General features: G+C 55.8%; 7 protein-coding genes. All 7 read right to left on the bottom strand.

From position 1 onward, the window contains the following. Nucleotides 1-126 precede the first annotated feature (126 nt). Complete coding sequence (locus ABWQ15_RS06305; protein WP_353907910.1) at nt 127-2,370, bottom strand: S-layer homology domain-containing protein; 2,244 nt, start codon at nt 2,368-2,370, stop codon at nt 127-129. A gap of 17 nt (nt 2,371-2,387) precedes the next feature. Continuing rightward, complete coding sequence (locus ABWQ15_RS06310; RefSeq protein WP_353907911.1) at nt 2,388-3,671, bottom strand: ABC transporter permease; 1,284 nt, start codon at nt 3,669-3,671, stop codon at nt 2,388-2,390. Next, on the bottom strand, nt 3,668-4,363 hold the full coding sequence (locus ABWQ15_RS06315) for an ABC transporter ATP-binding protein (protein ID WP_353907912.1): 696 nt from the start codon (nt 4,361-4,363) through the stop codon (nt 3,668-3,670). Before ABWQ15_RS06315 ends, ABWQ15_RS06310 begins: the two co-directional genes overlap by 4 nt. Before the next feature lie 5 nt (nt 4,364-4,368). Beyond that, nucleotides 4,369-6,084 (bottom strand): HlyD family efflux transporter periplasmic adaptor subunit, encoded by a 1,716-nt coding sequence (locus ABWQ15_RS06320; protein ID WP_353907913.1) that lies wholly within the window; start codon nt 6,082-6,084, stop codon nt 4,369-4,371. A gap of 282 nt (nt 6,085-6,366) precedes the next feature. Further along, the gene (locus ABWQ15_RS06325; RefSeq protein WP_353907914.1) at nt 6,367-8,382 is read right to left on the bottom strand and encodes a TRAP transporter permease; all 2,016 of its coding nucleotides are present in this window, start codon (nt 8,380-8,382) and stop codon (nt 6,367-6,369) included. A gap of 102 nt (nt 8,383-8,484) precedes the next feature. Next, nucleotides 8,485-9,528 carry a TAXI family TRAP transporter solute-binding subunit gene (locus ABWQ15_RS06330; protein WP_353907915.1) on the bottom strand — a complete coding sequence of 348 codons (1,044 nt, stop codon included), beginning with the start codon at nt 9,526-9,528 and terminating at the stop codon, nt 8,485-8,487. A 290-nt stretch (nt 9,529-9,818) separates the two neighbouring features. Further along, nucleotides 9,819-13,232: a pyruvate carboxylase gene (locus ABWQ15_RS06335; protein ID WP_353907916.1), complete on the bottom strand. Its 3,414-nt coding sequence runs from the start codon at nt 13,230-13,232 to the stop codon at nt 9,819-9,821. Between the last annotated feature and the right edge of the window lie 238 nt (nt 13,233-13,470).

Here is a 13,470-nt window from a genome sequence, read left to right on the forward strand (position 1 = left end):
TCATTATAGCAAAGGTTTGCCCTTTTGGTCAATCTCAAATTTTATGTAAACTTTTCCAATGGCAAAGCGATACGTGAAAGGAGCCGCCCGCGGACGGCTGCCTTTCACGTATACTTTTCACTTTTGTTACTGGACTTCCACCCCGCGGACGTAGCCAGCCTGATCCGTGTAAACCGTGGAGGAGGTCGCGAAAGCCCGGGCCTCGTCCAGCTTAACCCACTTCCTGGTAGACGTATTATAGCACAGGACATCGGAGGGTACGGTATAGCTCCGTCCGGCGATCGTGACGGAGGACGCGCCGCTCCAAGCGTTATTGGCGACGTTTCCAAACTTGGTCAAATTGGATACTGAGTAAATCGTACCGCTATCCGTAAGAGTAACACCCACAAATGCGTCCGCCTCAACTCCTCCAGAGATGCGTGATGTGTAAGTGGCACTTGGGGTAATCACTTGGAGATGCATGTTTTCGTCCTCTCCGAATGCATACCCCGCGATTCCAAAAATGTAGTCGCTGCCAGTGACGTTGGATAGAACGATCAGGTCGACTTTGCCCGCCCAGTTAGTCCGGGCGTACACCACGCCGGAGGATGGAATGCGGGCGCTGGGGATCTGGCTGAGACTGATGGCCTTAATACCGTCGGAGGTGGTCTGATAGATCATCGCATTCTCCGCCAACAGCTTGGATCCCATCTGACCAGCCGTCACATCCAGATCGCCGGGGACGCCGCCCGTCAAGCGATTCAGGCCAATCACACCCTTGCTGTAGGAACTCACTGCAACCAACTGACCCTTCATGCGGCTGACATCGGTATCGGCCAGAGACACAGCCCCGGTAATCGTCAGTCCGCACAGGAGGTTGACGGTGGCAGTGGTTGTGGAGACCTCCTTCACGATGCCAACGGCGTTTCCCGCGACCCCGGAGGTACCTTCTTCGACGGCGCCGGCCACCTGATTGTCCTCGGTGAGCAGCAGCGTAATGGTGCTGCCCAGTTTCAGCTTGGATATGGTATCCGCTGCTGAGGAGAGAACAGAGAACTTTTGGCCCATCACCGTGATGGAGCTGGGATTGCTCAAGTTGGGCGAGGCATTTTCGTACACACCGGTAATGCGGGTGTCGCACACCCGGATGGAGTTGGTGGCTGGGCTGTAGATGGCCACGTCATAGGGGCGCATGTCACCGGCCGAGGCGACGCCGCCGTTTTTATAAATGGAATAGCGTGTATTGCCGCCGGTTAGACCGCTGAAGCCCGCCGTGGACCCCTTGGCGTAAACCACCACCGCCGCCGAGGATGTGGTGCTGGCTCCGGCAAAGATGTATTCCACAGTGCCACTGCCGCCGATATACAACGTCAGGGCCATGCCAGGATTCAGCCAGGTATAGCCCGTGGCCCAGGTCTTCTGCTCCCCGTTCACCACCATGGCCGTATCGCTCTTAATGGTAAAGCTCTCCCCTGAGGCGGTGGTGAGTTTCACTGTGGTACCGGAGGCAAAGGTGACGGTACGGCTGGTACCGGTGAGCTCCGGGACGAAGGTCATGACCTTCCCCGCCTTGTTCAGAAGAAGGGTCCCCTTCATGCCGTTCAGAGCGCCTGTGGAGGTCTTGCCGTTGGCCATGGCATAGTTCGTTGTGCTTCCCAGCTGCATGGCGGTATTACTGCCGTCGGGCGCGGTGGCGCTGGAGGTAGTCAACATTCCCTCCACGGAGCTGGTAGCGATGGAGCCGCCGTAATTCGCGCCCGCCTTTGTATTGCTGCGCAGCAGGTTTACAAATAGCCGCGCGGCCTGTCCCCGGGTGAGGGCGGCGGAGGCCGTGGTATCCATACCGTCGGTGAGGCCCACGGAGGCAGCGGCGGCCATGTATCCATCCGGCCAGATACCACCCATATCCCCGTCGGTATAGCCCAAAAGCCGCATCAGAATGGTGACCGCCTGACCGAAGGTCACCACACGCTCAGGATGAAACAATCCATCCACATAGCCTTTGATGATCGAGTAGTCCGTCTTGTTGTCACCGGTGGCACCCCGGCCAGAGTCAGAGGCCAGATTGATATAGGCCGCAGCCCAATAGGAGGGCTTCACATCTGGAAATACAGTGACCGTGCGATAGCGGCTCAGCTGGCTTTCGCCATCCTTGATGACGTAAGTCGCCATCTTGCAGAACTGGGCGCGGGTCACCTGCCCTTCCGGGCGGAAGGCTCCGCCGGCGTAGCCACCCATGGCTCCCAGCAGACGGAGGCACTCCGCCGCCACGGCGGTGGAGTGATCGCTGACGTCGGCAAACCCCGACACCGCCACTGCGCCCGTGGGCAGCGTCAGCAGCGTCGCGGTCATGCACACCGCCATCAGTAAAGATAAGATTTTCTTCTTCATTCTGCTTCTCCCTCTTTTTATTCCGCCCGCAGCGCTTCCACGGGCTGGAGCTTGGAGGCCTTCGCCGCCGGATAAATACCGAACAGGATCCCCAGCGCCACAGACAGGGCAAAGGCCCCCAGGGTGATGTTCAGCGACGGCCAGATATCCATTTGCATGAGGAGCTTTCCGGCAATCCGACTTCCCAGCGTCCCGATAAGTATGCCGATGATACCGCCGATGCCGCAGATCATGGCGGCCTCGATCAGGAACTGGGTGACAATGGAGCTGCGCTCGGCGCCGATAGCCCGGCGGATACCAATTTCCCGCGTCCGCTCGGTGACGGTGACCAGCATGATATTCATGATGCCAATGCCGCCCACCAGCAGGCTGATGGCGGCGATGCCGCCCATCACCAGACTCATCATCGTGGCATAATCGTTGCTGCTCTGCTGCCATTGGTTCTCGCTCTGGACGGAAAAATAGCCCTTTTCAAAGTTCTGACCCATAAGTCCCGTCAGGAATCCGATGATGCGGGAGGTGGCCTCCACCGCCGCGTCGGCGCTTTTTGCCTTCACGGAAAATTCGCTCATCTGGGTGTCTGGCGCCAGAGTCCGGCAGACCGTATAGGGGAAGACGATGATGTTATCCATGGACCACTGGCTGTCTGGGTCCTTTTCTTTATAAACGCCCACCACGGTGTAGGGCAGGCCGTTGACCTGCATCTCCCTTCCCACGGGATCCGTGTAGTTGAAAAACGTCTGGGCCGCCCGCGCTCCCAGGACGCAGACCTGCTTATAGCCCTTGACGTCCAGCAAAGACAGATCACGTCCCTTTTCAATCTGGAAATTGTTACACACGGAATACTGGTCGCTGCCGAAATACAGCGTGGGGGGCATTTCCGTGTTTTGGCTGCCGCCCCCCCCTCCACTGCCATCCGTCACCACCGCCATGCCGCCGCCCATATAGGACATGCCGTTGTCGCCGCCCATCTTGCTGCTGTTCTTCGTCCCGTATACCACGGTAGCGGAAAACTGGCTGTTGGGCGTTACGCCGTCTACGTAATCACTCAGCTGTTGGCAGAAGTCGTACAGGTCCTGGAACACGTCCTGTCCATTGTTGTAGTTGGCATCCACGGTGATCTTGTTGGTACCCATGGCCGCCATCATCTCCATGCTCTTCTCGTTGGCGCCGTTGATGACGGAGACAATGGTCATGACGGACGCAATGCCGATGATAATGCCCAGCATGGTCAGGGCGGACCGGCCCTTGTTGCCCAGGATGGATTTCAGTGCCATTTTCAGCGCCTGTCCGATTTTCATAACCAATCCACCTCCTGCGGATGGTCTTCGATCTTCTTCCCATCGGCCAGCCGTACCACCCGGCGGGCGGTGGCGGCAATGCCGTTGTCGTGCGTGATAAGAATCACGGTGCTGCCGTCCCTGTTCAGCTGTTGAAGAAATTTCAGTACATCGTGACCGGTATGAGAGTCCAGTGCGCCGGTAGGCTCGTCGGCCATGACAATGGGCGGTTTGGTGGAGATTGCCCGGGCAATGGCCACCCGTTGCTGCTGGCCGCCGGACATCTCCGGCGGTTTGTGCTTGGCTCGGTTTTCAAGGCCCACCTTTTCCAGCGCCTCCATTGCAAGCTCCCGGCGCTTTTCCAGTCCAATGCCCTGATAAATCAGGGGAAGCTCCACATTTTCCAGCACGTTCAGATTCTGCACCAGATTATACTGCTGGAAGATGAAGCCAATCTGCTTGTTACGGATGTGGCTCAGCTCCTTGTCGCTCAGCTCCCTCACGTTCACCCCGTCCAACAGGTAGTCCCCACGGGTGGGGATATCCAGGCAGCCCAGCACATTCATCATGGTGGACTTTCCTGAGCCGGACTGTCCCACGATGGCCACAAACTCTCCCCGGTCAATATTCAGCGAAATGCCGTCCAGCGCCCGGACCTCGCTCTCCAGCCCCTCGCCGTAGATCTTATAGATCTCCTTCAATTCAATTAACATGAGCCTTAATATCCATAGGAGTTTTGCATCTGGGTGGTGGTAAACACAGTGGTTCCCTCTTCTACGCCAGACTTAATCTCCACATTGTAGTTGTCGGAAATGCCGATCTCCACCGGGACCGGGTAGTATCCATCCGGCACACCGTCAACGGGAACGGCCAACTCCGCAGTGTTTTCCGGAGCCTTGTCGGCCTTGACGAAGACCACATAGCCGGAGGAACCGTCCGTAAACTGGGCATTCTTCACGCTCTGAATCGGCAGCGTCAGACAGTTGTCATTCTGGCTGGCAACCAGAGAATAGGTGACATTGCTGCCGCTCATCAGTGAGCCGTCGGTGTTGTCCACGGAAATCACCATCGGGTATGCCGCCACGCCGTTTGTCACCTTGCTGTTGAGGCTGACGGATTCCACCATACCAGTAAACTTGGTCCCCCACTGGTCCAGATCCACCGGCATCCCCGCCTTGACATAGCTGATGTTTCGCTCATCCACCGTGGCATCAATCAAAATGGTGGAGGTGTCCGCAATGGAGATTACCGTGGTGTTGGCCGCCACATCTTCTCCGGCGGTAAGCGCAAGGCCCATGACCGTTCCGTCGATCGGGGCCACGGCGCTGCAATTGTCAAGGTTCTCCTGGGCGGTGTCCAGAGCCTTCTGAGCATCCGCCAGATTCTGCTCCAGCGTAAACAGTTCATTCTGGCTGTCCTCACCGTCGATCTTCACCAGCACCTGCCCGGGCGTCACGTCCATGTAGTCCAGCAGGCTGGTGGAGACAATGGTGCCGTTGACGGTGGTTTTCAGATCGATCATGCGGTTATAGTCCAGCTTGCCGGACTCATAGGGATACACGCTCTCGCCGCCCACCGAGAGGACGGCTGAGGCCACCATATCCTTGGTCAGCGTACCTGGATTTTTGACGGAAAACTCCACCTCAAACAGCCGGGACCCCTCCGGAGAAATACGGTCCACCATATGTACCGCGGAGACGGTGCCGGTCACGTTTCCCATCAGTGCGGGAATGGAGACGTTGGCGGTCTGTCCCGTGCGGATGTCACCCTTATAGGCGTAACTGTAATACTGCTGGAGCTTCATGGTGCGGTCGTCCACCAGCGTGGCTACTTTTGTGTCTTTGGCGATCTCCTCGCCCACGTTCAGCTTTACCGTATCCATCAGTTTTCCCGCAAAAGGCGGGGTCAGATTCAGCCCCGCAATATCCTTATTCATGGCGTTCAGCTGCTTCTGATAGCCATCCATATCCTTCCGGGCCTTTTCCACAGCGGTACGGGCCGTCTCGGAGTCGACAACGAAAAGCGGTGTTCCGGCTGTGACCTGTTGGCCCTCGGTCACGAAGACCTCCTGTGCGGTGCCGGAGGTGGTTAAAGTGATGGTTTTGCTCTCCTTGGCCCTGGTAATGCCGCTGCCCTCAACGGTGGAGGTGATTGAGTTATAGGTCACTGTGTCCTCTACCACCTGGGCCGCCGGTTCGGTGCTCCCCCCAAGTACTTTTGCCAGCACGATCACCGCGATTAAAACAACGCCGCCAATAATGCTCCAGCGGATAAGTTTTTTCTTTTTCTTTGGTGACATGGGTGGACGTTTGGGCTTTTCTTTTCCCGAAGAAGCAGTTGCTGCAGGCACAATTCCATCTTCAGCAGAAACAGGCGTTCCACCGACCTCCGGTGCGGTCTCCTCATTTCTGACCGGGTCTTTCACTTCTGGCATGTACCGTTCCTTTCTCACAGGACCCCCTGTGTTAACAATTAACTGTATGAATCAGGCTAATACAGCTTGCTATGCAAATCAACAACAAAACAGTTACAGTTTTAGTTTTCTCCAACCTCTTCTTTGAATTCGATTTGGCTGGGGCCCCCTTTTCTCTCATATGGTTATAATGACGTATTATCGATATAAAAAGTTTCCGAAATAAGAAAGTCATTCCATTTATTTTGAGCAGCCGCAGAAAAAACCCCGCCGGATTCCGGCGGGGTTTTTAGGTCAGGCCTGTTATGGTTGAACTGCCGCTTGTTTCTTAGCCGTGAGCTTCTGATAGGTGTAAAGCACCGTCAAAATAACGAGGCCGATGAGGTCCGTCAGCGTCCCGGGAATCATCAGCGTCAGTCCGCCGATGATGAAGAAAATACGGAACAGCCAGTTGATCTTTTTAAACAGGAACCCGCAAAGGCCCGCCGCCACGCCGAAGATACCCAGCAAAGCGGTGATGACGATAATGACCATGTCGTACCACTGCGCGTTAATGCCCAGCATAACCGGGCTGTACGCGAAGATATACGGCACGATAAACGCCGAAATGGCAAGTCGCGTGGCGTTTACGCCGGTCTTCATGGGATTTGCCTTTGCAATAGCCGCGCCGGCGTATGCCGCCAAAGCCACCGGAGGCGTGATATCCGCTACGATGCCGAAGTAGAACACGAAGAAGTGCGCCACCATGATGGGGAAGCCCATCTGCACCAGAATCGGAGCGCAGGTGGATGCCATGATGCAGTAGTTTGCCGTGGTCGGCACACCCATGCCCAACACAATACAGCACAGCATCGTCAGGAACAGCGCGATCAGCGGAATCCCCATGGACGCCGTCATGATGCCGCCCAGCAGCTTGGATGCAAGGCCTGTCACGGTGATGCACCCGGCGATCATACCAGCCATGGAGCACGCCACGGCCACAGTGATCACATTTTTGCCGCCGGACTCCAGCGCATCAATGATCTTTGTCAAGTTCAGCCGCTCATCCTTGTTGATAAAACCAACCGCAATGGCAACTAGGATGGCAACTGCGGCGGAAAATTGCATGGTATAGGTATTGCTGGCTACCAGCGCAACCAGAATAACAAGCGGCAGCAGCAGATATATTTTCTTAATCAGAACTCTGAACTTGGGCAGCTCGTTTTTGGGAATGCCTTTCAGCCCCAGACGCTTTGCCTCCAGGTGAACGGCGATATAAATGCCGGCGAAATACAGCAGGGCAGGCAGGATCGCCCGCAGGGCAACCTCGCCGTAAGTCACGCCCATATACTCGGCCATCAGGAATGCGGCCGCGCCCATAATGGGAGGCATGATCTGACCACCGGTGGAAGATGCAGCTTCCACCGCGCCGGCAAATTCCGGCTGATAGCCGGTCTTTTTCATCATTGGAATGGTGACGGAGCCGGTGGTGACTGTATTGCCCACGGAAGAACCGGACACCATGCCGCACAGTGCGGAAGAAATGACCGCCACCTTGGCGGGACCGCCGGCCGCGGCGCCGCAAACGGAGTTAGCGAGCTGAATAAAAAAGTTTGCGATACCCGTCCGCTCCAAAAATGCACCAAAGATAATAAACACAACGATGAACTTGGCACAAACGTTAATAGGCGTAGCCATAATGCCGGAAGTGGTATAGAACAGCGTGTAAATAACCCGGCGAATGACCATGAAGGCCGTCGCGTTAGGCGTTTGGAACATGTTGAAAAACGTATAGATCAGCAGCACGCTCAACACGCACAGAATGGGCAGGCCGACGCTGCGGCGGCACAGTTCCATCAGCGCGAGAATTGCAACCACGCCCAGTACGATCATAAAAGGCTCAATCCGGGCAGAGAGCTTAATAATTCGGACAGCGTTAGCCGCATAGTAGAAGAAAGGTACAGAGGCGCACAACATCAAGATTACATCATACCATGGTAGGCTGTTGACCCTCACATTGCCCTTCTTCGCGGGATAAGTCAGATAACCCATAATGGCGATCAGACCAACAAATACGGTCAATCGCTTCTGGGGCATGGCATTACTGAACAGAGTCACCCAAATGCTGTATGCGGAAAATGCGACCATCAGCCATCGGATCACCAGCTTGGGCATACCTTCCCAAATCCGGACATTGGACTCCCTGTCATACTTTTTCATAAGAGCTTCGACATCCGCCGCAGTCCCGACATCGACATCTGTGTAAGCGCTCGCCGTGGAAGTCTGTTCCAGAGGATGTTCCTGATCTTCATCCCCGGGTTTTTTCTTAAATAAGCTCATAGGCTTCTCCTTACTCATAGGTAAATCCAGAAGACAGTATACGGCTGCGGCAGGCGGGAACGCCCGCCGCAGCCGTCTGCACACGGTGCCGATTATTGGTATTTACTTCGTGGGAACGGTGATGCCCTTCTCGGCAAAATACTTGGCAGCACCGGAATGATAAGGAACAGAGGTAACAGAAGCCGCAAACTCCACGCTCAGCTCTTTACCCTTGGCGTGCTGCGCAGAGATAGCGTCCAGATTCTCAAAGATGGTGGAGACGAAATCATAGATCGCATCCTCACTGACATCGTCGCGGGCGATCACCACGGCGCCGACAGCCACAGTGGTAGTATCAGAATCCAGGCCCTCATAAGTACCTGCGGGGATGACGTACTTGGAGTAGTAAGGAGAGGTCTGGAGCAGCTTATCAATGTGCTCGTCGTCCAGGCCCACCAGATATACGCTCTTGGTGGTAGCCAGAGAAGTAATAGCGGTGGTGGGAGCGCCGGCCACGACGAACGCCGCGTCCAGCTTGCCGTCCTGCAGGGAGTCAGCACTGTCGCCAAAGCCCTGATAGGTGGGGTTGATATCCTGCTCGGTCAGGCCATAGGCACCCAGAATATCGATGGCATTGTAAAATACGCCGGAACCGGCATCGCCAATGGAGACATTTTTGCCCTTCAGATCAGCAACCGTCTTGATGTCGGGGTTGGTGGTGACGATCTGGACCTGCTCCATGTACAAATCGGCCACGGTGGAGAAATCCGTGACAGCGCCGCTGTCCTTAAACAGATTGGTGCCCTGGTAGGCATAGGACATAACGTCGGACTGAACAAAGGCCAGTTGAGCCGCGCCGTCCTGAATGTTCTCAATGTTGTTCTGAGAACCGCCGGACTCAATGGCGGTGATGGTCAGGCCGGTTTTGCTGGTAACATACTGGCTCAGCACACCGCCGAATGCATAATAAGTACCCTGAGAACCACCGGTAGAGAAGGTCAGGCTGTCAGTTGCACCGGTACCCGCTGCCGCGCTGCCGGAAGCCGCACTGCCAGAAGCCGCACTGCCGGAAGCCGCTGGTGTGGAAGTAGCTCCACTACCTCCGCAGCCGGACAGGACAGAGGCCATCATCAGGGTGGCCAGGAGAAGAGACATCAGTTTTTTCATCACAATACTCCTTTTCTTTCATCAAATTTGCATTGGAACTCTTTTGATTGTAGCGTATTTGTCAGGAAATTTCAATATGTTTTGGGCGTTTTATGCAAATTTTTTTCATAACTTTGAATTTTTACTTGCAAAATGACTATTATTCGTTAAAAAACCGTCAAATAAAAAATTGAAAAAGGTCATAAGACCGAATATTTTAGTGGAATTACAGAAAAATATAGCAAAGCAGGGCACGGAAAAATTTCCGCGTCCCGCTTTGCAATTTCTTACATATTTTATTAATTTTCCCCTTACCGAATGGTAAGCAGCAGCTGACCGCCCTTCACTGTGTCGCCCTCGGCCACTTGGACGGACTCCACCGTACCCGCCATGCGGGCGGTGATGGCGGTTTCCATCTTCATCGCCTCGATGGTGATGAGGGTTTGGTTCACCTCCACGGCGTCGCCCACTTTCACCTGGACCTTGCTCACGGCTCCGGGAATGGACGCCCCCACCTGACTCTTGTCCTCCGGGTCGGCCATGGGAACCTTGACGATACTCTTCTGTGCCTCCGCGTCCGGAACATGGACATCCCGGCGGATTCCGTTGAGCTCAAAGCTGACCGTACGCATTCCCTCGCCGTCCACCTCGCCAAGACCCAGATACTTGATGACCAGGGTCTTTCCGTCAGCAATGTTGACCTTATTGGTCTCCCCCACGGACAAGCCGTGGAAAAACACGTGGCTGCCAAGGCGGGTGACGTAGCCATACTCCTTCTGATCCCGTTTATAGTCCCGGTAAACCTTGGGATACAGACAATAAGAGATCACGGCCCGATCGGAGGGATCGGGGTCAAACTCCAGCATTTCCTTCTTAACCGCTTCAAAATCCACCGGCTCCAATAGCTCGCCGGGGCGGCAGTCAATGGCCCTCTTCCCTTTCAAAACCACCTTCTGCAAATCCTTGGGAAAGCCCCAGGCGGGCTGACCCATCATGCCGGAGAAATAGCTGACCGTGCTGTCCGGGAAGGCCAGATTTGCACCCTTTTCCACAATGTTCTCCGGCGTCAGGCCGTTTTGAGTCATAAAGATCGCCAAATCGCCTACCATTTTACTGGACGGCGTCACCTTTACAAGATCGCCCACCATGGCGTTGACCTTCCGGTAGTTCTCCTTCACATCCTGGAAACGCTCTCCCAGCCCCAGGGATTCCACCTGGGGTTTGAGATTCGTATACTGGCCGCCGGGGATCTCATACCGGTAGATATCAGTGGCGGGGCATTTGATGCCCGCCTCAAAGGAGTCATACCGCTTTCGGACGTCCTCCCAGTAATCCGTCAGGGTCTGGAGCCGCTCCAGATCCATACCGGTGTCCCGCTCGGTGCCCTGGAGCGCGGCCACGACGGCGTTTAAGGACGGCTGGCTGGTGAGGGAGCTCATGGAGGAGATGGCGAGGTCCGCCACGTCCACCCCAGCCTCCGCCGCCATCAAAACAGCAGCCACCTGATTGCCGGAGGTGTCGTGCGTATGGAGCTGAATGGGGATGCCGATCTCCTGCTTCAGCTCGGAGATCAGTTTTTTCGCAGCGTAGGGCTTCAAAAGGCCCGCCATATCTTTGATGGCCAGCATATGTGCTCCGCGCTTCTCCAATTCCTTCGCCATATTCACATAATACTTCAGGGTGTACTTATCCCGAGCCGGATCCAGAATATCGCCGGTATAGCAGACCGTAGCCTGGCAGATCTTACCCTGCTTCAAAACCTCGTCCATGGCGACTTCCATTCCGGGAATCCAGTTCAGGGAATCGAACACCCGGAACACGTCGATGCCGCCTTTGGCAGCCTGCCGCACAAACTCCCGGATCACGTTGTCCGGATAGTTCGTGTAGCCCACGGCGTTGGCTCCCCGCAGCAGCATTTGCAGCAGCAGATTGGGTGCCTTCCCACGGATCATGTCCAGCCGCTCCCAGGGGGATTCGTGGAGGAAGCGATATGCCACGTCGAACGTCGCGCCGCCCCAGCACTCCAGAGAGAACGCGTCGGCTTCAATCTCGGAGGTGGCCTCCATACCCTTGATGATGTCCCTTGTCCGGACGCGGGTGGCAAGCAGGGACTGGTGGGCATCCCGGGTGGTAGTGTCGCAGATCAGCAGCTTCTTCTGATCCAAAACCCATTTGGCAACGGCCTCCGGGCCTTTCGCGTCCAGCAGCTGCTTCAATCCGTCGGGTCGGTTTCCGGTGACAGGCGGGAACCGGGGGTCGTCATAGATCTTCTGCGTTCCCTGCTCCTTCACCACGATATTGCCAATATACTTGAGCATCTTCGTGGCCCGGTCCTGCCCCTCGTCCAGCTCAAACAGGCTGGGTGTCTCATCGATGTACTTCGTGTGGCAGTGCCCAGCCCGGAACACCTCATCGTGGAGGATATTCAGGATGAAGGCGATGTTGGTCTTCACGCCCCGGACGTGGACCTCCCGCACGGCGCGGATGGCCTTGCGGCACACGCCCTCGAAGGTGGAGTCCCATGTGGTGACCTTTACCAGCAGGGAATCATAATAAGGAGAGATCACCGCGCCCGCATATGCGTTGCCGTCCAGCCGGACGCCAAAGCCGCCGCCGGAGCGATAGGCCGTGATCTTTCCGGTATCGGGAGCAAAGCTGTTGGCCGGGTCCTCGGTGGTGACGCGGCACTGGATGGCATAACCGTTCTGATGGACGTCGGACTGCTTTCCGACGCCGATCTGCGGATCACTGAGGGGGCAGCCTTCGGCAATCAGAATCTGGGAGCGGACCAGATCCACGCCGGTGACCATTTCGGTGACGGTGTGCTCTACCTGAATGCGGGGGTTCATTTCGATGAAATAGTGATGTCCCTCGTTGTCCACCAGAAATTCAAGTGTTCCGGCATTGGTATAGCCCACTTGCTTGGCGATCTTCACCGCGTCCTCGTACAGTTCCTCCCGTACCTTTTGGGAAACGGAGAAAGCCGGGGTAAACTCCACCACCTTCTGATACCGGCGCTGGAGAGAACAGTCCCGCTCGTAGAGATGGACCACATTGCCGTATTCGTCGCCCAGAACCTGAACCTCGATGTGCTTGGGCTGAACGAGGAATTTCTCCATAAAAATATCGTCGTTTCCAAAGGCCTTTTTCGCTTCGGACTTCACCAGATCATAATTGACGCCCACCTCTTCCACGGTGTCGCACCGGCGCATACCGCGCCCGCCGCCGCCCGCGGAGGCCTTCAAGATCACCGGGAAACCGAACTCCATCGCCAGCTTCTGGGCAGCCTGACGATCGGAAATAGGGTCCTTGGTACCGGGGGTAGTGGGAACCCCGCACTCAATGGCAAGGGCCTTGGCAGACAGCTTGTCGCCCATCATGTCCAGAACCTTGGAATTGGGGCCGATGAACTTGATCCCCGCCTCCTCGCAGGCCCGGGCAAAATCGCCGTTCTCGCTCAAAAAACCATAGCCGGGGTGGATCGCGTCCGCGCCGTGCTTTTTGGCAAGTTCTATAATGCGGGGGATGTCCAGATAAGCCCCCAGCGGGCTTTCATTTTCACCGATCAGATAGGATTCGTCCGCCGCCGTGCGGAATAGACCGTACATATCCTCGTTGGAATAAATGGCAATGGTCTGCAAACCCAGATCGTGGCACGCGCGGAACACGCGCATGGCGATTTCGCCGCGGTTAGCCACCAGCACCTTTTTAAACTCTCTGCTCATGGTTTTCCTTCCTTTCCCCGCGTTTCATACACGGGACCGCTTTTGCGCTCTGAAATACCGAGGGTTTTGCTTTTAGTCGCAAATTTTTACCTTTTACAGTATACTCCCGCGCAAAGTTTGCTGCAACGAAAATTCCCCAATTTTCCGCATTTCACAGCTTTTGCGTAATTTTTTCTTCCGTTTCCGGTGTTTTTTACAATGCCGCGTAAGCGTCCCTATTTTTCAGGACGCCGCGCCC

Source organism: Oscillibacter sp. (assembly GCF_040505565.1).
GTDB lineage: Bacteria > Bacillota > Clostridia > Oscillospirales > Oscillospiraceae > Oscillibacter.

Bases quoted from the DNA above. Each gene is read 5' to 3' on its own strand.
- ABWQ15_RS06305 (WP_353907910.1), bottom strand. From the start codon at position 2,370: ATGAAGAAGAAAATCTTATCTTTACTGATGGCGGTGTGCATGACCGCG.
- ABWQ15_RS06310 (WP_353907911.1), bottom strand. From the start codon at position 3,671: ATGAAAATCGGACAGGCGCTGAAAATGGCACTGAAATCCATCCTGGGC.
- ABWQ15_RS06315 (WP_353907912.1), bottom strand. From the start codon at position 4,363: ATGTTAATTGAATTGAAGGAGATCTATAAGATCTACGGCGAGGGGCTG.
- ABWQ15_RS06320 (WP_353907913.1), bottom strand. From the start codon at position 6,084: ATGCCAGAAGTGAAAGACCCGGTCAGAAATGAGGAGACCGCACCGGAG.
- ABWQ15_RS06325 (WP_353907914.1), bottom strand. From the start codon at position 8,382: ATGAGCTTATTTAAGAAAAAACCCGGGGATGAAGATCAGGAACATCCT.
- ABWQ15_RS06330 (WP_353907915.1), bottom strand. From the start codon at position 9,528: ATGAAAAAACTGATGTCTCTTCTCCTGGCCACCCTGATGATGGCCTCT.
- ABWQ15_RS06335 (WP_353907916.1), bottom strand. From the start codon at position 13,232: ATGAGCAGAGAGTTTAAAAAGGTGCTGGTGGCTAACCGCGGCGAAATC.